The 19,678-nt window shown below is 61.4% G+C and carries 17 protein-coding genes and 1 pseudogene; 8 read left to right on the top strand and 10 right to left on the bottom strand.

The features are described 5' to 3' along the window. Positions 1–21: 21 nt before the first annotated feature. From V1289_RS29200 to V1289_RS29215, 4 genes are read left to right on the top strand one after another with little or no spacing between them, the layout of a single operon-like run. Complete coding sequence (locus V1289_RS29200) at positions 22–1,491, top strand: glycerol-3-phosphate dehydrogenase (RefSeq protein ID WP_334401026.1); 1,470 nt, start codon at positions 22–24, stop codon at positions 1,489–1,491. Positions 1,492–1,542: 51 nt separating this feature from the next. Continuing rightward, positions 1,543–2,718, top strand: coding sequence for an ABC transporter ATP-binding protein (locus tag V1289_RS29205; protein WP_334401028.1), 1,176 nt, complete (start codon positions 1,543–1,545; stop codon positions 2,716–2,718). Beyond that, the gene (locus tag V1289_RS29210; RefSeq protein ID WP_334401030.1) at positions 2,715–3,629 is read left to right on the top strand and encodes an ABC transporter permease; all 915 of its coding nucleotides are present in this window, start codon (positions 2,715–2,717) and stop codon (positions 3,627–3,629) included. Before V1289_RS29205 ends, V1289_RS29210 begins: the two co-directional genes overlap by 4 nt. Further along, positions 3,629–4,444: an ABC transporter permease gene (locus V1289_RS29215; RefSeq protein ID WP_334401032.1), complete on the top strand. Its 816-nt coding sequence runs from the start codon at positions 3,629–3,631 to the stop codon at positions 4,442–4,444. Before V1289_RS29210 ends, V1289_RS29215 begins: the two co-directional genes overlap by 1 nt. Positions 4,445–4,531: 87 nt before the next feature. Here the strand turns inward: V1289_RS29215 and V1289_RS29220 are convergent, their stop codons facing one another. The 9 genes from V1289_RS29220 to V1289_RS49870 form a co-directional block, all read right to left on the bottom strand. After that, complete coding sequence (locus V1289_RS29220) at positions 4,532–5,518, bottom strand: hypothetical protein (RefSeq protein ID WP_334401034.1); 987 nt, start codon at positions 5,516–5,518, stop codon at positions 4,532–4,534. A gap of 78 nt (positions 5,519–5,596) precedes the next feature. Further along, positions 5,597–6,448, bottom strand: a complete 852-nt coding sequence (locus V1289_RS29225; protein ID WP_334401036.1) for a carbohydrate ABC transporter permease — start codon at positions 6,446–6,448, stop codon at positions 5,597–5,599. After that, on the bottom strand, positions 6,445–7,314 hold the full coding sequence (locus V1289_RS29230; RefSeq protein ID WP_334401038.1) for a carbohydrate ABC transporter permease: 870 nt from the start codon (positions 7,312–7,314) through the stop codon (positions 6,445–6,447). Before V1289_RS29230 ends, V1289_RS29225 begins: the two co-directional genes overlap by 4 nt. A 198-nt stretch (positions 7,315–7,512) precedes the next feature. Then, on the bottom strand, positions 7,513–8,898 hold the full coding sequence (locus tag V1289_RS29235; RefSeq protein ID WP_334401040.1) for an ABC transporter substrate-binding protein: 1,386 nt from the start codon (positions 8,896–8,898) through the stop codon (positions 7,513–7,515). Between the two features lie 1,075 nt (positions 8,899–9,973). Further along, on the bottom strand, positions 9,974–10,699 hold the full coding sequence (locus V1289_RS29240) for an alpha/beta fold hydrolase (protein ID WP_334401042.1): 726 nt from the start codon (positions 10,697–10,699) through the stop codon (positions 9,974–9,976). An 80-nt stretch (positions 10,700–10,779) separates the two neighbouring features. After that, positions 10,780–11,199, bottom strand: a complete 420-nt coding sequence (locus V1289_RS29245; protein WP_334401044.1) for a DoxX family protein — start codon at positions 11,197–11,199, stop codon at positions 10,780–10,782. A 58-nt stretch (positions 11,200–11,257) separates the two neighbouring features. After that, complete coding sequence (locus V1289_RS29250; RefSeq protein ID WP_334401046.1) at positions 11,258–11,737, bottom strand: SRPBCC domain-containing protein; 480 nt, start codon at positions 11,735–11,737, stop codon at positions 11,258–11,260. A gap of 48 nt (positions 11,738–11,785) precedes the next feature. Continuing rightward, positions 11,786–12,133 (bottom strand): ArsR/SmtB family transcription factor, encoded by a 348-nt coding sequence (locus V1289_RS29255; RefSeq protein ID WP_334401048.1) that lies wholly within the window; start codon positions 12,131–12,133, stop codon positions 11,786–11,788. A 302-nt stretch (positions 12,134–12,435) separates the two neighbouring features. Further along, positions 12,436–12,648 carry an ABC transporter substrate binding protein gene (locus V1289_RS49870; RefSeq protein WP_442896085.1) on the bottom strand — a complete coding sequence of 71 codons (213 nt, stop codon included), beginning with the start codon at positions 12,646–12,648 and terminating at the stop codon, positions 12,436–12,438. Between the two features lie 554 nt (positions 12,649–13,202). Between V1289_RS49870 and V1289_RS29260 the strand changes: the two genes are divergently transcribed. Both V1289_RS29260 and V1289_RS29265 read left to right on the top strand, forming a co-directional pair. Next, complete coding sequence (locus V1289_RS29260; RefSeq protein ID WP_309179802.1) at positions 13,203–13,358, top strand: hypothetical protein; 156 nt, start codon at positions 13,203–13,205, stop codon at positions 13,356–13,358. Positions 13,359–13,810: 452 nt separating this feature from the next. Continuing rightward, the gene (locus tag V1289_RS29265; protein WP_334401051.1) at positions 13,811–14,065 is read left to right on the top strand and encodes a hypothetical protein; all 255 of its coding nucleotides are present in this window, start codon (positions 13,811–13,813) and stop codon (positions 14,063–14,065) included. 488 nt (positions 14,066–14,553) lie between these two features. Here V1289_RS29265 and V1289_RS29270 read toward each other — a convergent pair. Then, positions 14,554–14,652 (bottom strand): annotated as a pseudogene (locus V1289_RS29270) (LysR family transcriptional regulator); the annotation flags it as partial. Between the two features lie 480 nt (positions 14,653–15,132). Between V1289_RS29270 and V1289_RS29275 the strand changes: the two are divergent. Both V1289_RS29275 and V1289_RS29280 read left to right on the top strand, forming a co-directional pair. Beyond that, on the top strand, positions 15,133–18,345 hold the full coding sequence (locus tag V1289_RS29275) for an efflux RND transporter permease subunit (RefSeq protein ID WP_334401053.1): 3,213 nt from the start codon (positions 15,133–15,135) through the stop codon (positions 18,343–18,345). A gap of 70 nt (positions 18,346–18,415) precedes the next feature. Beyond that, entirely contained in the window at positions 18,416–19,624 is a 1,209-nt protein-coding gene (locus tag V1289_RS29280; RefSeq protein ID WP_334401055.1) for an efflux RND transporter periplasmic adaptor subunit, read from the top strand. Positions 19,625–19,678 lie beyond the last annotated feature (54 nt).

Genomic DNA, 19,678 nt, shown 5'->3' on the forward strand with positions numbered 1-19,678 from the left:
TCTCTGCGTTAAGCGTTGCGCATGGCGGATTACGATCTCGCGATCATCGGCGGCGGGTTGAACGGTGTCAGCATCGCGCGCGACGCCGCCGGCCGCGGCCTGCGCGTGATCCTGCTGGAGCAAGGCGATCTCGGCTCTGGCGCATCCCAGGCGTCGCCACGGCTGATCCACGGCGACCTGGCGGGGCTGGAGCGCCGGGCCTTCTTTCGCGTCCATGCCGCGCTGGCGGAGCGCGACGTCTGGCTCAGGATCGCGCCGCATCTGGTGCGTCCGATGCGCTTTGCGATCCCCGCCCACGCCGATGAACGCCCGGCGTGGCAGTTGCGGTCGTGGCTGTTGCTGTACGACCGGCTGGCCTCGCGCAGCGGTCTGCCGGCGTCCGCGACCATCGACGTCACCCATCATCCGGTCGGCAACGCGCTGAAGCGGCCGTTCGGCACCGCGTTCGAATATTCCGACTGCGTCGTCGACGATTCCCGGCTGGTGGTGCTGAACGCCGTCGATGCCGCGGCGCGCGGCGCGATGATCCGCACCGGCGCGCGCTGCACCCGCGCCGAACGGGGAGAGTTTTGGCGGCTGGTGACGATCGATCGCGGCCATCGCCAGGTGATCACGGCGCGCGCGCTCGCCAATGCGACCGGGGCCTGGACCGCTTCCGTCACCGAAACCGTGTTGCGCCAGCCGCCGCTGAACCACGGCCTCATGCAGATGAGCCAGATCGTGGTCCGCCGATTGTTCGACAGCGACAACGTCTATGTGTTCCAGAATTCCGACCGGCGGCTGATTTTCGCCAGCCCCTATGAACGCGATTTCACGCTGATCGGCACCGTGGGCCACGCGTTCAAGGGCGACCCTGCCATTGTCGCGATGGGGGCCGGCGACGTGGCTTATTTGTGCGAGGCGGCGAACCGCTATTTCCGCGAAAGGATCGAGGCCGTCGACGTGGTGCGGACGGTGTCCGGCGCCAACACGGTGATCGACCCCGCGGGCAAGCGCCCGGCGCGCGACGGGTCGATGACGTTCGATTACGGACGCCGCAACGCGCCGCTGATCACGATTTTCGGCGGCGACGTCACGACCTCGCGTCTGCGCGCGGAAAAGGCCGTCTCCCGGCTGACGCCGTTCTATCCGATGTCGCCGCGCTGGACCGCCAAAGCGCCGCTGCTGGGCGGCGATTTCGCCTGCGAGCGGTTCGAGGCCGAGGTCGATGCCGCGTGCCAGCGTTGGCGGTTCCTCGGCGAGGACCAGGCCCGCCGCCTGGTCGGAGCCTATGGCACCAACGTCAAGGACATCCTTGGCGATGCCAGGCGGAAGGCCGATCTCGGTCCGGCCTTCGGACCGGAATTGACCGGCGCCGAAGTGCGCTATCTCATGTCCAAGGAGTGGGCGCGCTTTCCGGACGACATCTTGTGGCGGCGCTCCAAGCTCGGCCTGACCATGCCGGCCGCCGATCGCGAGGCGTTGGCGGCGTTCATGGCGGCGATGGGGTAGAGCGGCGGCGACGCGTTGCGCCCGAGCCCGCCCGCCGTGTACTAGTAGGGTATGGCTGAGGAAGTAGCGAAAATCGAAACGGCCGCGGAGCCGGTCGGGCCCGCGCCGTCGCCGGCTGCCGTCGACATTCCGCTGCTGCGCATCGAGGGGGTCGGGAAAAAGTTCGGCTCCTTCCGCGCGGTGGACCGGCTGTCGCTCGATATCCGCGCCGGAGAGTTTTTCGCACTGCTCGGCCCGAGCGGTTGCGGCAAGACCACGCTCTTGCGCATGCTCGCCGGGTTCGAGACGCCGGATGAGGGCCACATCCTGCTCGACGGCAAGGACATCGCGCAGGTGCTGCCGCACGAGCGCCCGGTCAACATGATGTTCCAGAACTACGCGCTGTTTCCGCATCTTTCGGTGCGGGACAATATCGCGTTCGGCCTCAAGCGCGCTCGTATGGCGGGCGCCGATATCGCGACCCGCGTCGCGGAAATGGTTTCCCTCGTCAAGCTCGACGGGCTCGAGAAACGCAAGCCGGACCAGCTCTCCGGCGGCCAGAAACAGCGCGTGGCGCTGGCGCGGTCGCTGGCGCGCCGCCCGCAGGTGCTGCTGCTCGACGAGCCGCTCGCGGCACTCGACAAGAAGCTGCGCGAAAGCACGCAAGCCGAATTGATGGACCTGCAGCGGCGCCTCGGCACCACCTTCATCATCGTCACCCACGATCAGGAAGAGGCGATGACGATGGCGAACCGGATCGGCGTGATGGACGCCGGCCGTCTCGAACAGGTCGCAACTCCGCGCGAGCTCTATGAGGCGCCGCATTCGCGCTGGGTCGCCGAGTTCGTCGGCGACGTCAATCTGTTCGACGGCGAGGTCTCCTCGCGCGACAATAACCGCCTGACGATTGCGACGCGCGATGCCGGCACGATCACGGTCGCCGAGCCACGCCAGCCGGTCACCAAGACCATCGTCAGCGTCGCGATCCGCCCCGAGAAAGTAAAATTGTCGCGCCGCGGCCCGGTGTCGGATGCGGGCACATCGCATGCGATCAACCGGCTGGAGGGTGTGGTCATTGAGGTCAGCTATCTCGGTGGGCTCACGACCTACAAGGTCAGGCTCGAAACCGGCGCGGTGGTGCGCTCGTCGATGGCCAACACCGCGCGGCTCGACATCGATGCCTATAGCGCGAGCCAGCGGGTGGTGGCCTGGTTCACGCCCGACGATTGCGTGGTGCTGGAGCAATGAGCGCGCGCCGCATCTTTGCCCGTCCGGCGCGCTTTGCCGCGATCGCGCCCTGTGTCTGGATGGTGCTGTTCTTCCTGGTGCCATTCGGCTTCGTCCTGAAAATCAGCCTGTCGCAGACCGCGATCGCGCAGCCGCCTTACACGCCGGTGTTCGATCTCACCGAGGGATTGGCTGCGATCAAGGCCGCCTTCGGCGAGTTGTCGCCGGATAATTTCAAGCTTTTGATTTCCGACAATCTCTACATCCTGTCTTATTTGCGCAGCCTCGTCGTCGCTGTGACGTCGACGGTGATCCTGCTCGCAATCGGCTATCCCATCGCCTATGGCATGGCGCGGTTGCCGCAGCGCTGGCAGAGCGTGGCGATGATGCTGGTGATCGTGCCGTTCTGGACCTCGTTCCTGATCAGGATCTATGCCTGGATCAACATTTTGCAGCATGACGGCCTGCTCAACAAAATCCTGCTGGCGCTGCATATCGTCTCCACGCCAATAGTGTGGCTGTCGACCGACAGCGCAATGTATCTCGGCATCGTCTATTCCTATCTGCCGTTCATGATCCTGCCGCTCTATGCCACGCTCGCCAAGATGGATGCTGCGTTGCTGGAAGCGGCCAGCGATCTCGGCGCCCCGCCGCGGCAGGCGTTCTGGTTGGTGACGTTTCCGCTGTCGCTGCCGGGCGTCGGTGCCGGCGCGCTGTTGTGTTTCATTCCGATCGTCGGCGAATTCGTGATCCCTGATCTTTTGGCCGGCTCCAATTCGATGATGATCGGCCAGACGCTGTGGCTGGAATTCTTCACCAACCGGGACTGGCCGGTGGCTGCGGCCACAGCGATTGCGCTGCTGGCGCTGTTGGTGCCGCCGCTTCTGCTATATGACCGGCTGCAGCGCCGCCAACTGGAAGGCGCGGGCTGATGGCGGGCAAGGTGAACAGGATATCGCGGTTCAACATTACCTCGCTGGCGCTGGGGCTGGCGTTTCTGTACCTGCCGATCGTCATCCTCGTGATCTATTCGTTCAACGCTTCCCGGCTGGTCACGGTGTGGGGCGGCTGGTCGCTGCGCTGGTATCATGAATTCTTCAACGACCGCGCCATGCTGGACGCGGCCTGGATGAGCCTCCGGGTCGCCGCGGTGTCGGCCACGCTGGCGACGTTGCTCGGCACGCTCGCGGCCGTCGGGCTGGCGCGCGGCGAGCGCTTCAAGGGCAGGGCGCTGTTCTCCGGCATGCTGTATTCGCCGCTGGTGATGCCCGAAGTGATTTCCGGGCTGTCGCTGCTGCTGCTGTTCGTCGCGCTCGACGCCGAGCGCGGGTTCTGGACCGTGACGACTGCGCATACCACGCTGACCATGTGCTTCGTCACCGTAGTGGTGCAGTCGCGGCTCACCTCGCTCGATCGCAGCCTGGAGGAAGCCGCGATGGATCTCGGCTGCGATCCGGTGCGCGCGTTTCTGTTCGTGACCTTGCCGCTGATCATCCCGGCGATCGCGGCCGGCTGGATGCTGGCGTTCACGCTGTCGCTCGACGACGTCGTGATCGCAAGCTTCACCACCGGCCCTGGCTCGGCGACGCTGCCGATCCGGATCTATTCCGAGGTGCGGCTCGGGGTGAAGCCGGAGATCAACGCCATATGCACCATGGTGATTGCCCTGATCGCGGTGGTGATCGTGGTGGCGTCCTTTGCCTCGAAATTGTCGAGCGGGCAGGGCGAGAGCGCGGCGCCGCTGTGAACGATTGACGGAACTTCGATGCAGTTTGCTTTCGGCATTTTGACCCATACGCCGCCCCGGGTGTTCGCGCTGCTTGTTGCTGCGCACTTACGATCTCCCGGTTCGCTGTGAAGCTTTGGTGCGCGCAGCGCTGGAACGGGTCTTTACCGGCGCGGCGGCGGCGCCGCTGCCGTGCAGTCCGCTCCATGCGGCCGCGCCGAGTTGCCGCAAGGCCAGACTGTCGAGCGGAAACTCCAGCAGAATATGGACCAGGCTCAGCGCCAGCAGGAAGGTGAAGCCGAACGCGTAGTCGTAGAAATACAGCGCGGTCGAACCGGCGCTCGCCGCGATCACCAACGCCAGCCGCGCCCGGGAAATATCGGCCCAGCGGATCACGTCGGCTTTGATGAACCAGTTGAGGTAGTGATAGGTGTAGACGAAGGCGAGCAGGCTCGTGAGCCGAGTATCGAGCCTCACGCCGGGAATGCCGAACAGCCGGCTCAACGCCGGGCCGACATTGCCGAAATAATCCCTGGCGGCCTGCGCAAAGCTCGCGATCCGGATCTCCGCTGTTGGCGGCGCCAGCAGGATCACCGCAATCGCGATCAGATAGACAACGACCAGTGCTACTTGCGTCCGGCTCCGGGAGCGCCAGGCGCCGAGCGTCATGAACACCAGCGTGAACAGCGATACATGGATCAGCGTCGGAATCAGGATGCCGAGGACGGCGAGCGACGATCCGCTCGAAACCATGATTGCCGATAACGCGATCGCCGCCATGAAAATCAACGTGCCCTCGGCGGCGGAGGTCGCGGCCGCGAGCATCGCGCAGACCACCAGCGCCGCCCACATCGCAAAACCGAACCATGAGGCGTCGTCGATCAGCGTCGCGCCGGCGGCGACCACGGCGAGCGCCACGGCGATGCCGCGATGGGGCAGGAAATAGCTGCGATCGTGCAGCCACGAGATTTCGGTGAAATAGTGCGCCGGGCCGAGCACGACATAGGCCAGCAGCAAGAGTTCGAACGGCACCAGATAGGCGGCGGCGAACGCCAACAGCATCAGGCCCAGATGGATCGCGTCGTTGGTCCGCATGGCCGAACGTTCCCCGAGATCGCGCAAGCACATATGGGTCGTTGTGCGCGGATGACGGGTTCAACCCAGGTCCATTGCTCAGGATTTCACCGCGCCCGCGGTCAAGCCGCCCACCATATAGCGCTTGAACGCGTAGTAGATCGCGGCCGGCGGCAGCGCGTAGATGAAGCCCGTGGTCATCAGCAGTTCCCACGGCGAATCGTCGGCGGCGAGGAAATTGCCGAGCGCGACCGGGAGCGTGATGTCGGTATCTTTCGACAGCAGCAGGAACGCGTAGAGATATTCGTTCCAGGCGAGCAGGATTGCGTAGGTGCCGACCGCGACCAGCGACGGCATCATCAAGGGCACATAGACCAGCCGGAACAGTTGCAGCGTGGTGGCGCCGTCCATGGTCGCGGCCTCGTCCAGTTCCACCGGCAGCTTGTCCGAGGCCTGCTTCAACACCCAGATCGCGTAGGGCGAAGCGATCGTCACCATCGCCAGAATCAGCGACCAGTGATTGTTCAACAGGCCGTAATTGCCCATGGTCCGGTACATCGGCACCGCGAGGAAGGCGGCGGGAATGAAGTAGGTGAACAGCGCCAGATTCATAACGGCCCGGCCGCCGGGCACTTTCAGTCGCGAGATCGAAAACGCCGCCGCGGTTGCGATGAATAGCGTCAGCGCCCCGGTGGCGACTGCGATCACCACCGAATTCCAGAACTGGATCCAGAAATCGCGCAGGAAATAATGTTCCTGGTAAAACACGATGTGGAAATTATGCAGCGTCGGATGCGCCGGCCAGAGTTTGCCGGAGAATGCATCCTCCTTCGGCGAGATCGCGAACAGGAACATGTGGTAGATCGGCACCATGGTCCAGATGAACACGGGGATGCCGATCAAGAGCAGCTTTGCTTCGGTGCCGACTTCTCTGAGCGTGGGCAACTTCATCGCGAAAGCCGTTTCATCATGAAATAGACCAGCGGCAGCACGAACGGCAGTGCGCAGACGATCGACGCCATCGCCAGACTGAGCTGGTCGAGCCGGAGGTAGCGGATGCCGAGCGTCGACAGCACGTGCGTGAGATCGGCCGGTCCGCCGCCGGTGAGCAGATAGACGCTGTTGAAATCACCCAGCGTCCAGATCATCGAAAGCAGCGTGCAGGTGATGTAGAGCATCTGCATCGACGGCCAGGTGATGAAGCGGAATTTCTGCCACCAGCTGGCGCCGTCGACATCGGCCGCCTCGAACAGATCGTGGGAGATCGCAAGCCGTCCGGTCATCAGGATCAGGGTCCAGAACGGCAGCGACTTCCAGATGTGCATGCCGATCGCCATCGTCAGCGCCACCGTCGGGTCGTTCAGCCAGTTCGGGCCATCCTCGCCGGTGAATTTGAAGATCAGCTGGTTGATCACGCCCCATTCGGGATTGAGCATGAAGCGCACCGACAGGATGGTCGGGATCGACGGCACCGCCCAGGGCAGGATGAACAGCACCGACAGCCATTTGATCCAGGAACGCGACTGCACGAAGAAGCCGGACAGGAACAGCGCCACCAGCATTTTGAAATTGATGCCGATGACGAGGAAGATCAGCGTATTGACCGCGGCGCGCGCAAAAATCGGATCATGATAGAGCGCGACATAGCTCTCGGGGTGCCGCGCCAGCCACAGGCCATAGCCGACGGGATAGACCACGAACGCCAGGAACACGAGGATATAGGGCGCGAGCAGCACGATGCCCCAGACCTGCGGCGTGGTCAGCCGCGCCGACAGCGGCGGGCTTGGGAGGTCGGATGCTGAGAGCGTGATCGCCATGGGTCTACTCTTAGAACGAGATGCCGGCCGCGGCTACGCTGTCGTCCCTGCGAAAGCAGGGACCCATAACCACAGGCCGCTGTTGCTGCGCGAAAGCCATCGACCAGCATCTTTCAAAACGACCGCCGCGGCGTATGGGTCCCTGCGTTCGCAGGGACGACGAGAAAATACGCGACCGGCGGTCGGCATGGTTTGCTCCTACCCCGCGACCTGCTTGATGCGGGCGATCAGCTCGTCGACGGCCTTGTCGACCGGCACCTTCTCGCTCACCACCCGGTTCATCGCCTTGGCCCAGACGTTCTCGTTGTTCAGGATCGTGAACTTCCAGTTCTTGGTGAAGTCGAACGGTGTGGTGCCGCCCGTGAACTGAGTATAGACCGCCTTGCGATGCCGGTCAGCCTGCCAGAACGGGCTCTGCTGGCTTGCGGTCGTCACCGGGAACCAGCGGCCGAGCGCGCCCTCGATATAGGGCCGGACGTTCTCTTCCTGCAGCAGGTATTTGACGAATTCCTTGCCCTCCGCCTTGTTCTTGGCGTTGGCGAAGATCAGCCCGGTCTTGACGTCGGAGCGGTATTTGATCGGCGTGCCGTCCGGCTTGTTGGGGAACGAGGCGGTGATGATGGTTTCCTCATACGCCTTCTTGCCGGCGGCGCGCTGTTCGGGGGTCAGCGCCGGATTGTTGGCGTCGTCGAGCCATTTCGCCGCGATCGAGATCGTGAAGTTGTGCGTCATCACGATGGTTCTGTTGTGGAACGCGACGTTGTTGTCCGGGTCCTTCCAGGTGGTGGAGGAGGGCGGCGTGCAGCCGCGGACATAGGTGTCGGTGTAGTCCTTCAGCGCGTGGATCAAATTGTCCCGCACCTTGGGGTCGTCAACCAAAAGCTTGCCGTCATCGTCGACGAGCTTGACGTTGTAGGCGTCCATGAACGTGTAGAACGACTGGAACGAATCGGTCGATTCCACGCCCATCGGCTGGCCGACGGCATAGATGCGGCTACCCGTGGCCTTGCGGATCGCGGGCTGCACCTTGTCGCACCAGAACGACCAGTAGTCTTCCCATTTGGTCGGAATGTCGCTTTGCTTGAAGCCGGCCTGCTCCAGCATGTCCTGCCAGATCTGGACGTGCATGCTCTGCTGCTTCAGCGGGAAGCCGTAATAGGCCTTCTTCTTGGTGACGTCGTTATAGAGCAGCGCGGTCTCCAGCGTGTTCGGCGCAAACGCCGACTTCATCGGCAGCAGGATGTCGGAGAGATCCTCGAGCCTGCCCTCGAACGCCCATTTGCCTTGCGCCTGCACGTCGTAGCTGTCGGAATAGGCGACATCGGGTACAGTGCCCGAATCCAGCGCCGCCACCGTCTTCGGAATCATGTCCTGAATCGCGTATTGCGACAATTCGACCTTGATGCCGGTCTTGGCCTCGAATTTCTTGATCGCCTCCAGCAGCGCGTCGTCCTCGGACTTGTAGAAGCCCTTGCCGAACCAGACGGTGATCGTCTTTTGCTGGGCGAACGCGGGCGCTGCGGCATATAACAGCCCGGCAGCGGCGATCGCGATTGAAAGCGCACCTAATCCCTTGGATCTCACGTTGTTCTCCCTCGATATGCCGGCTTTTTAACCGGTTGGATAAAACACTAGCCCATGGCAGCGGCCCGATCCAGATGGGGGATCGCAGACTTGTGTAGGGGGAGGGCCGTTCTCCGGCCAGGTCGCCCTTCACACGTGCGGTGCTCTCATACCCCGCGCAAGCGGGGTATCCAGTACGCGGCGGCTTTTCGGTTCTTTCCGCGCGGCGAGGACGGCAGAGGGTGGTACTGACTCTCCACGTCATTGCGAGCCACCGGGTCGGCGCAAAGCGCCGCCCGATGACAGGCTCCGCGAAGCAATCCATTCTTTCTTTGCTGGGCGAGATGGATTGCTTCGCTGCGCTCGCAATGACGGTGCATAAATATGAGTCCGCGCCCTCGCGGCGCAATGCGCCCGAGCCGTTGAAAATTCTTCGCCCATCAAGAAGAGGGCGCAGGGAACACCGGGTGCTTGCTGCACCCGCGGTCTCGTGTGCAAAATTGTGCGAAGAAACGCACACGAGCATACAGGTACAGTCGGAGCATCCCGGCATTCCCTGCACAATGGTTTTACGGCTTATGCCGCGCTCTCCCCGGCGACGAATTCGTCTTGTCACCGTCGTCGGCGAATTGGCGGTTCTGCTGAACCCGGTTGGGCCTTCAAAACCTCCGCCGACTTGACACCAGCAACGGGTGTCAGGACCACACGGTTTTGCCGTACGCAGCCGCCCGTCTTCGCCAAAAGGCTCCACGGGCTTTGGCGCCGTTCGTCCTGCGCGCCTCGATCGCTCACGGAAGAACCGCCCTGCGATCCCAAGCGCGCCCGACGCTGCCGCGTCCACCGCATCCCATCCCAACGTTCGTGACGATGGCCAACGCCCCCTCGTGAGGGATGAGACGGCGGGAGTTATGGTTCTGATTTGGGGGAAACGCGAAGGGATTTATTTTTTGCGATGGGTCTGGACAGGGCAAATCACGTTGATCCGGTTCACGAAATTAGCTGTTTGGCGCAACGCGCCGTGGCGAGAAAATGCCGCTTGGTCCTCTGTGGTTAAAGCACACTGCGTGTTGGCCCGGCAATCGGCGCGCCGAGCGGTTCAGCCGCCGAGAAACTTCACCAATACGGGCGCGAGGGACGTAGCGGAAACGTTGTGAGTCTGACCTTTCAGGGTAAGGTGCTGCGCATTGCGAAGAACACCGGCCGTGGCCTGTACCGCGCGGCGGAGCCTCACATCAGTCTTCTCGCCATCCATTACCAGCGTCGGAATCGTTACTGATGCGATCCGCTCCGCCGGCAAGGCATAGTCGCCCATGACAGCCGCATCGTAGGGAAGTGTATGCGCGACGGCCTTCAGTTTTGACCAAACGGGAAACATCAAGGGCATTGCAGCGGCGAATACTGCAGGCATGCCTACAACATCTCTCATGAAGAACTTAACCGCGTCGCTTCGGCGATCCGCGCAGATCAACTGCTTAAGGCGCGCCTCGTGATCCACCGGTGGCTTATGGGCTTCCTTGTCAACCATAAACGGCGGTTCGTAGAGCGCAAGCTTCGTGATGTTGAGACCGCTTGCGGCCGCCAGGAGGGCAAGAGCCGCTCCAGAGGACAGGCCCAGTACGAACGCCGATCCACCAGCCTCCCTTATGAGGGCATCGATATCTTCGACCTCACGCTCTTTCTCGTAGGGCGCAGTATCGGCGCTCTCACCGCGGCCGCGACGGTCGTAGGTGAATACCGTGAAGTGCCTTGCAAGGAGTGGCGCTAATTTCGGGGTGGGCCCGAAAGATCGGCTACACAGGGCGCCATCTACGAGGATGATCACGGGCCCTGCCCCCGACCTTTCGAAGGCGATGGCCGTGCCGTCCCTGGAGATTACCCTTCGCACGCCTTCGGAACCAAGGCTCATGATGCCGGACCGCGACGCAAGGGAATCAGGGCACGCAGCCTGCCATCGCGCAAATAGAGGCCGCCCCAAGCGAGAATGCCGACATAGACTCCGAAGAGGACCTGGCTAAAGAGCGGATCCTCCAGCCGTACTTTGCTTGCGACCGCGCCGCCTAGAAAACCCGTCAGAAGGATCGCGCCAAAAATGGAGGTTCGGGGTATCGCGTACAGAATAGCGCAGGCGAGGCAGACGATCCCAAGGGGTCGTATGACGCCCACCGGATAGCCAATTCCGGTGGTCGCATCCACCACTGGAGTGATCATCATCAGCTTCGTGGTGCCATCGAACAGGAGAAACACCACCACGATGCCGCTCATGATCCAGCCAATCCAGATCATCGATCTTGTACCCGTCGCAGTTTCAGATTTCGTTGTCATGCAATTGCCTTTGGGTTGATTAATCGTGCGTGATGAAAAGATCCTGGTTTCCGCGACGTCACATCGCTTTGAGATATTCTGCGATACGGTCCGCGCCCATGCCGATCATCTTGCCGAAGCCCATGCCGGCGGAGATGTCCCGCTCGGCGATCGAATCGAAGCGCGCGACGAGGGTCCACTTTGTCTGATTGCCGTGCTCTTCAAGCGTGACCGTGCTGATCGCCGTCGGCGGAGCCGGCTTGCGGTTCTCATCCTTGATCGTCTTCCATACGAGCCGTTCCGGTTTGACTACTTCCAGAAATACGCTGTTGATCGAGAACTGTGCTCCGTTGGGAGCCTGCATGACGTGTCGCCAGATGCCGCCTGGCCGCAGGTCCATCTCGCATACCGGATTTGTGAACCCCGGGCCGCCATACCAATGCGCAACGTGCCTGGGATCCGTGATCGCATCCCAAACGAGGGCGCGTGATGCATTGAACATGCGGGTGACGATGACAACGGGCTCATCGAGCGAACTGGCGTCAATTATGGATGTCACGGAGATATTCCTTTTTGATTTCTATCTGCAGGCTTGCAATTGTCAGCGCTAGCTTCCTTCGTCTTCGGAGCCTTGCCGTTGCATTGACGTCAAATATTCACCCAAGCTGTCGAGGCTTCGGTCCCAGAAACGTCGGTAGCTTTCGAGCCATTCGACGACGCCGCGAAGTGGACCGGCTTCAAGGTGGCACGGGCGCCACTGAGCATCTCGACCACGCGAAATCAGGCCTGCCGTTTCGAGCACCTTGAGATGCTTTGAGATCGCCGCAAGGCTCATGTCATAGGGCTCGGCGAGGTCAGTCACGTTTGCGTCGCCGGTCGCCAAACGGGCAAGGAGTCCTCGGCGCGTTGGATCGGAGAGAGCAAATAACGTCGAGCTAAGCGGGTCTGAGGGCATATATTCAACTCACTAGTTGAAAACCTATTGGTTAAATACAGCGGACTTGTATCCGTTGCAAGCGCAAAATAGGAAAAACTCGCTTGGTCCGACCCTGAAGAGCCGTGCGGCCGATTGAACCCAACGGATCCGCGCGATGCGCGCCCGATGACAGGCTCCGGCGTAAGCCGACAACCCTGCGTCCCTGGCGGCGGATTACGCCGACGCTAATCCACCCTTCCGGCTGCACCCCGTAAGTGAGACCGGCAATTTCGGTGGACTGTCACCGTGATTCCCCGGCAGCCATAAACGGACATCGCCGATCACTCGATCACCTCATCGGCGCGGGCCACGAGCGTCGCTGACAGAGCAAAGCCAAGCGTCTTTGCGGTTTTGAGATTGATCACCAACTGGAATGTTGTCGGAAGCTGGACCGGCAGATCGCCTGGCCTGGCTCCCTTCAAAACTCGATCAACATACGATGCCGCTTGTCTGTATTGATGGCAGATCAACGCCGTACGATATGAGACCACCATTCGTCACGAAAAAGCGATACGGATAAACGGCCGGCAGACGGTGCTGCGCTGCCATGGCAATAACCGAGTTGCGATGCAGTGTGGCTACGGGACCGGGGAGCACAAGGAGCCCGCCATTCGGTTCGCGTGCGAATGAAGTGATACTCGCTTCGATTTCTGCAGCATCGCGCACGCCGACCGGTATCAGCTGCACTTTGAACGAAGGTGCGAGGCGTGCAGGTGGTCAATCGTAAACCTAAGTATCATCGTCTCAAACATTTGTAAGGCACTGATGAACGTCTGTGCAATGGTCCGATCCGTCTCTCTGTGATTGGTTGTAGTTCGACGGCGTTATGCCGTTCGAACCGGGATTGCGGAGGCGAAATGCTGAGCAAAGCATATTTGGACACGGCGCGGACCATACTTCGGGCGGCCCAAACAATGACCGACCAACACGTTGCGGGTCAGCTTAAGGCGCTTGCTGAGGACTATGAGCGGCGAGCTGAGAAAGCCGCACACGCTGATGCGGCTAAGGCATCGGCTCGGTCAGATGCTCGCGAATGTGAAGCACTATCATGAACGTCACCATCCAGAAGCTTAACGGTTTGTGGCACCTCATCGTCGGATCGTGTCAGATCCGGACTCCGTTCTTGGAGGCACAGGACCGCGCGCTGGTCGTTGCGTACGCCCGCGGAGTCTACCCGGGCGCCAAGATCCTCGAACGCGACTGACGGTGAAGAAGGGAATGGGGCAGCACTCGTGCAGGTCAAGCGTGCTGTGCCAGCGCTCGGACCCAAGCGAACCTTGGTGGACCAAGCCGGTTCGCGCTCGACAGCTTCGATGGTCGGCTGAGCGCTGCTGGTGTCCAAGGCTGAACTAAAGAAAGTTTTAATGGGAACGGTGCGGTTGGCCATTATCTAAACATTGTCTGACCGTTGTGCAGATCATGAATGATACACAAGGAGCCGATGACATGAACGATCATGATGAATGGATCAGCTATTCGCACTGGGGCATGTTTTCACTGAAACGAGAATCCTCGCTGCGATCAGGTCCAGGCGCTCAATAATAGCGCAGCGGTCGAATTGATCTAGCCAGACAATTCACGCTTCGACTGCAGTTGCCAGCAAACAAACACGACATGCCGGAGGTCAGGCTTGTGCGCCCCAAGAAGCGGTCTGCATTGATCAAGCCTTCGCTACTCATGGAGGCTACCAGCCACACGGCGATGGGCGTTGCCGTCGGTCTCACCTTCGCGTTTCTCGTCACTCACGTCACCGCGTTGGGCATCGCGACCTTGATCAGTTACAGCCCAGCTCCAGATGCCGTTATGCTAATGTTCGTGGGCACATGCGCGATAACCTTCGGTATCGGAGCGACCCTGACGGGGTTAGCAATCACGTTGACTGAAGATCCTGATACCACGCGGCGCGAATAGCCTTTGCGGTTAGTGTTGCCGGCCTGACCTCCGCACCCGAACCAAGGGCGAGGCTCAAGGGCCGGTTTTGCAGGGTCAGCTCACGCGCTGAATTGCCCGGGTCCCCTAGCCGCCGCCCCACTCGGACGCGCTCCTTCCGTTCCACATCAATCCGCCCGCGGACACGCTGGTTGCACCGTCTGGATTGCCGTAGTTCGGATTCAAAAAACCTGATCTGCCGAGCGGTATACCCCTGTGCAAGTCATAGGTCCTGACGCTCGGCTTATGACGAACCGTTTTTGCAAGCGCGAACGTACCGGAGAGCGCGAACGCAGAGGCTAATGCTATTGTCGTGAGTTTCATGTTTTCTCCGTCGTTGTTTGCAAAACAACAGATGGAGCTTCTGTTTGACCATTCCACTAAATCGCTTACCGAAATCTTGAGGGAAGTAGCGGCATCGGCCCACAGGCACCGGCGGGCCCGCGTCCAAATTGGGTCTCCTTTTGGGGGGTGACGATCAATTCCTCGGCCGCGCGCGTGAAGCTCTCACTCCGAGCCGCGGCTTCGAAGGCTTTCAGCGCGTTCAGCGGTGGCAAGCGGCGCATCAGCTCACTTTCCATAGGAAACCGCATCATAGTCGGAAAACGAAACCCTATCGTTCCAAGTCAAACACGACTTGGATCATGAGATTTATTGATGAATGGCCGAGAAAGGATGCTTTGCGAAGGCGTTGGGGCCTCTACCTTTCCAGCATTCCGTCGGAATACAGCATTCTACGGAACGGAGGCCCATACTTTGACGACATCACAAATTCGTGCGGATAAGGCTTGCCAAAACTGAAAGTTAATTTACTTGAGGCGACCGCATTTGATTGCGATGTTGGATCGTCATCTACCGTCGGGGCCTGCAGACCCCCGGCCTTCTAAGACGGTTCGCCGTCCAAGTTCTGCTCACCGACGAGGTCGTTGGACCTCGGGGGCTGAGCGTTGGGACGGACATATGAGCCGCATTTCTCTGAAATGTTTCGTCAGTTTCCGATGGTGCCGTCGGGACGCGCTCGGCCCGGCGAAACCGGCTGAGGCGTCACGATGAACCTGGTTTCGTTCGCACTGCGACGCCCGATCTCGCTTTTGACGATGGTGATAGCCGTTGCATTGGCGGGTTTTCTGGCGGTCGATCGGATGTCTCGGGACATCTTCCCAGATCTCGGGGTGCCCGTCCTGTATGTGGCCCAGCCGTACGGCGGCATGGACCCCGCGCAGATGGAAGGGTTCATCGTCAACTATTACGAGTACCACTTCCTCTACATCACCGGCATCGAGCATGTCGAAAGCAAATCGATCCAGGGCGTAGGGCTGATCAAGCTCCAATTCCATCCCGGCACCAACATGGCGCAGGCCACGGCGGAGACGGTCGGCTACGTCGATCGTGCCCGCGCCTTCATGCCCACCGGAACCGTGCCGCCTTTCGTGATGCGGTTCGACGGTGGCAGCGTCCCGGTCGGCGATCTCGTCTTCTCCAGCAAGACAAAAACAGTCGCCGAGCTCCAGGACGCGGCGCTCTTCAAGGTGCGCCCATTGTTCGCCACCTTGCCAGGCGTCTCGGCACCGCCGCCCTTCGGCTCCAGCCAGCGCACCATCCTCGTTCGCCTGGATCCCGACAAGCTGCGTTCCTACAACATGTCGCCGGACGAGGTGGTCCAGGCGTTGGGTGCCGGTAATACGGTCAGCCCATCAGGTAATGTCCGCATCGGCGACCTCATGCCAATGGTGCCGATCAACTCCGTTGTCGGGGATTTCAAGGGCCTGAACAACATTCCCATCCGCTCGCACGGAACGCAGACGATCTTCATACGCGACGTCGGATCGGTCGAAGACGGCGCCGACATCCAGACCGGCTACGCGCTGGTAGATGGACATCGCACGGTCTACATCCCCGTAACCAAACGGGCGGACGCCTCGACGCTCGCGGTCGTCCAAGCCGTCAAAGCCAGCTTGCCACGCTTCCAATCCGTGCTGCCGGACGATGTTGAGGTCAGTTACCAGTTCGACCAGTCCCCCTACGTGACGCGCGCCATCCAGGGCCTGTTCGTCGAAGGCGCTCTCGGCGCCGTGCTCACGGGCCTTATGGTGCTGCTGTTTCTGCGGGATTGGCGCAGTTCGCTCGTCGTGGTCTTGAACATTCCGCTCGCGATCCTCGGGTCGGTGACAGCGCTCTGGGTATCGGGTCAGACCATCAACATCATGACCCTGGGCGGGTTGGCGTTGGCTGTCGGCATCCTGGTCGACGAGGCGACAGTCACCATCGAGAATATCCACACGCGTCTTGCTGATGGCCGCAGCCTTGCCCGTGCCGCGAGCGAGGCCACGGCCGAGACGACGCTGCCCCGGTTCGTGGCCATGCTCTGCATTCTGGCGGTGTTCATTCCCGCCTTCTTCATGACTGGCGCCGCACACAATTTGTTCGTGCCGCTGGCCTTGGCAGTTGGCTTCTCGATGGTGGGATCGTATCTGCTTTCCAGTACCTTTGTGCCGGTGCTGTCCGTCTGGATGCTGCGCAATTCAAGCACGCACCAGCCGCAAGAAACGTTTTTCGATCGACTGCGTGCCAGGTACGATCGGTTCGCGCGCGCCGTCATGAAACGACGGCGCATCGTCGTGCTTTCCTATCTCATCATCAGCGGCGCAATCATTTTCGTGGTCGGCAGTTCGCTCGGCACCGAGATTTTTCCGAGCGTGGATACCGGCCAGCTCCAATTGCATCTCCGGGCTCCCGCCGGGACGCGCATCGAGCGGACCGAGCAGATCGCGCTGAAGACACTCGACGCGATCAAGCGCGAGGTCGGGCCGGATAACGTGGAAATCAGCCTCGGTTTTGTCGGAACGCAGCCGCCCAATTACCCCATCAATACCATTTATCTCTGGAGTTCCGGCTCCGAGGAGGCGGTGCTGCAGGTGCAGCTCAAGCGCGGCGCCGGGATCGGCATCGAGGATTTGAAGGAGCGGCTGCGGCGGAAATTGCCCCAGGAACTGCCGGGTGTGCGCTTCTCATTCGAGCCAAGCGACATCGTCAGCCGAGTGATGAGCTTCGGCGCGCCGACACCGATCGAAGTGGCCGTGAGCGGGCCGAACCTCGCCGATAGCCGCCAATATGCCGATAAGTTGCGAGCGAAATTGGCACAGGTGCCGACGCTGCGCGACCTCGGATTTGAGCAGGAACTCGATTACCCGACCGTGAAGGTCAATGTAGACCGCGAGCGAGCGGGCGTATTGGGGGTGACGGCGGATGACGTGGCGAAATCGGTCGTCGCGGGCACATCATCCAGTCGCTACACCTCGGCGAACTATTGGGCCGATCCCAAGAGCGGCATTGGTTATCAGGTGCAGGTCGAGATCCCCGAGCACCAGATGAATTCCCTGGAGGAGGTGAAGAACCTGCCCATCGCTCGCCGGTCGGGCGGACAGATCGACCTCCGCAATGTTGCCGGCGTTACCGACAGCACAGCGCTCGGCGAATATGACCGCTACAACATGCAGCGCATGCTGACGCTGAGCGCAAACATCTCGGGCGAGGATCTCGGACGCGCGGCAGCCCGCGTGCAGCAGGCTATCAAAGATACGGGAAAGCCGCCCGATCGGGTGAACGTGACCGTGCGCGGGCAAGTCCAGCCGATGGCAGAGATGTTCGGAGGCCTGCGGCTGGGGCTCTTGATGGCGGTGGGTGTCATCCTCCTGCTGCTGACCGCCAATTTCCAATCGTTCCGGCTTTCCCTGGCGGTGGGGTCGACGGTTCCCGCCGTCATCGCCGGGGTCGTGCTTATGCTGTGGCTCACCCGGACCACGCTCAACATTCAATCCTTCATGGGCGCGATCATGGCGATCGGCGTGGCGGTGGCAAACGCCATCCTGCTCGTGACTTTCGCCGAGCGCAGCCGGATCGAGGGCCGCGAGCCATGGGAGGCTGCAATAGAAGGCGCACGAAGCCGTCTGCGTCCGATCCTGATGACAAGTTTTGCGATGCTGGCCGGGATGATGCCAATGGCACTGGGCCTGGGCGAAGGCGGAGAGCAAAGCGCGCCGCTTGGGCGGGCGGTGATCGGCGGTCTTCTCGGCGCGACTTGCGCCACGCTCATCATCCTGCCGGCGATCCTGGCCACGCTGCAGTCGCGGCATGCCCCGATTTCCGCGTCGCTCGATCCTGACGACCCCCATAGCCGATATTTCGAGCCGGAGCCGCGGCCCGCCTCGGTGTCGGATCGTGGCGACAGACCCACCGAATACTATGACCGGGCGGCGGAATAAACGAGCAGCCAAAAACGGAATCTAAAGGCGCAACACCATGAATTTCATGAGTCTAACGGGCATCAAGGTCTTGGCAGGCATCATCGGCGTCGGCGCGGCTGGCATTGTTGCCAATTGGCATTTGGCAGCATCGCCATCGCCATCGCTTGTGAGTCCGTGGAAGCCGGATAACCTGCCGCGGGTCGAAGTTGTTCGTCCGCGCCGCGCCACGGTGGCCCAGCGTCTCCAGACCAACGCCACCCTCGAAGCTTTTGAGGAAACAGATCTCTTCGCCAAGGTCTCCGGATACCTGTCCGATGTTCGCGTCGATATCGGCGATCACGTCAAGGCAGGTCAAGTGCTCGCGGTGATCGATGTTCCCGAAATGAAGCAGGAGCTTGCCGAAGCCAAGGCCCAACTCGAATCCAAGAAAAGTTCGCTGGAGAGCGCGCGCCGCCAACTGGACCACAACAAGGCGGACTTTGCGCTTCAGAACGCCTTGGCGAAGGACCGGGACCAGTTGGGCGAGGGACGGGGCTTCATCAGCGACCGGACGCTCGATCAGGTGCACGCCAATGCGGAGATCGCCAAGGCGGATCTCGGCGTTGCGGAAGCGAACCGCGACCTCGCCGCCAACCAGGTCGACGTCGCCGCCGCGACGGTTGAGAAGATCAAGACGCTGCTCACCTATACGCAGATCGTGGCGCCCTTCGATGGCGTAGTGGCCCGGCGCCAGGTGAACCGGGGTGATCTGGTCCAGGCCGCCACGGCCACGCGAACGACGCCGTCGGCAGGTTCACTTTTCACGGTGCAGCGAATCGACACGATCCGGGTGTTTTGCGACGTTCCGGAGAACGACGTACCCCACCTTCACGTCGGCGATCCGGCCATCGTCAAGCCGTCCGGCTTCGACGGTAAGCCGTTCATCGGCAAGGTAACCCGCTTTTCCCTGCGTCTTGATCCCGAGACCCGCAACATGCGTACCGAGATCGATCTGCCCAACCCCAAGGAACAGCTTTATCCGGGTACGTATGCGGAGGTCTCCCTGGAAATGAACCGGCATCCCGATGCGCTTACTCTGCCTGGCGCTGCTGTAGGTACGGATGGCGACGGCAACTTCGTGTACACAATCGCCGACAATCGGATCACACGCCTCACCGTCAAGACGGGTCTCATCGATAACGGTCGCATCGAGGTGACCGCCGGCCTTTCGGAGGAGACACCGGTGGTGGCAAGCACCAAGGGCGTCCCACCACTGACAACGGCGGTCCAGCCCCAGATGGTCCGAGAGAACTCCTAGAATCACGGCATGGAGACTGAAGGCGAAATCGCTGTCGTTCAATTTCAGCAGATG

It is taken from the genome of Bradyrhizobium sp. AZCC 2289 (genome assembly GCF_036924615.1).
GTDB lineage: Bacteria > Pseudomonadota > Alphaproteobacteria > Rhizobiales > Xanthobacteraceae > Bradyrhizobium.

Excerpts from the sequence above, each read along its gene's own strand:
- V1289_RS29200 (WP_334401026.1), top strand. The coding sequence starts at position 22 with ATGGCGGATTACGATCTCGCGATCATCGGCGGCGGGTTGAACGGTGTC.
- V1289_RS29205 (WP_334401028.1), top strand. The coding sequence starts at position 1,543 with ATGGCTGAGGAAGTAGCGAAAATCGAAACGGCCGCGGAGCCGGTCGGG.
- V1289_RS29210 (WP_334401030.1), top strand. The coding sequence starts at position 2,715 with ATGAGCGCGCGCCGCATCTTTGCCCGTCCGGCGCGCTTTGCCGCGATC.
- V1289_RS29215 (WP_334401032.1), top strand. The coding sequence starts at position 3,629 with ATGGCGGGCAAGGTGAACAGGATATCGCGGTTCAACATTACCTCGCTG.
- V1289_RS29220 (WP_334401034.1), bottom strand. The coding sequence starts at position 5,518 with ATGCGGACCAACGACGCGATCCATCTGGGCCTGATGCTGTTGGCGTTC.
- V1289_RS29225 (WP_334401036.1), bottom strand. The coding sequence starts at position 6,448 with ATGAAGTTGCCCACGCTCAGAGAAGTCGGCACCGAAGCAAAGCTGCTC.
- V1289_RS29230 (WP_334401038.1), bottom strand. The coding sequence starts at position 7,314 with ATGGCGATCACGCTCTCAGCATCCGACCTCCCAAGCCCGCCGCTGTCG.
- V1289_RS29245 (WP_334401044.1), bottom strand. The coding sequence starts at position 11,199 with ATGACAACGAAATCTGAAACTGCGACGGGTACAAGATCGATGATCTGG.
- V1289_RS29255 (WP_334401048.1), bottom strand. The coding sequence starts at position 12,133 with ATGCCCTCAGACCCGCTTAGCTCGACGTTATTTGCTCTCTCCGATCCA.
- V1289_RS49870 (WP_442896085.1), bottom strand. The coding sequence starts at position 12,648 with ATGGTGGTCTCATATCGTACGGCGTTGATCTGCCATCAATACAGACAA.
- V1289_RS29260 (WP_309179802.1), top strand. The coding sequence starts at position 13,203 with ATGAACGTCACCATCCAGAAGCTTAACGGTTTGTGGCACCTCATCGTC.
- V1289_RS29275 (WP_334401053.1), top strand. The coding sequence starts at position 15,133 with ATGAACCTGGTTTCGTTCGCACTGCGACGCCCGATCTCGCTTTTGACG.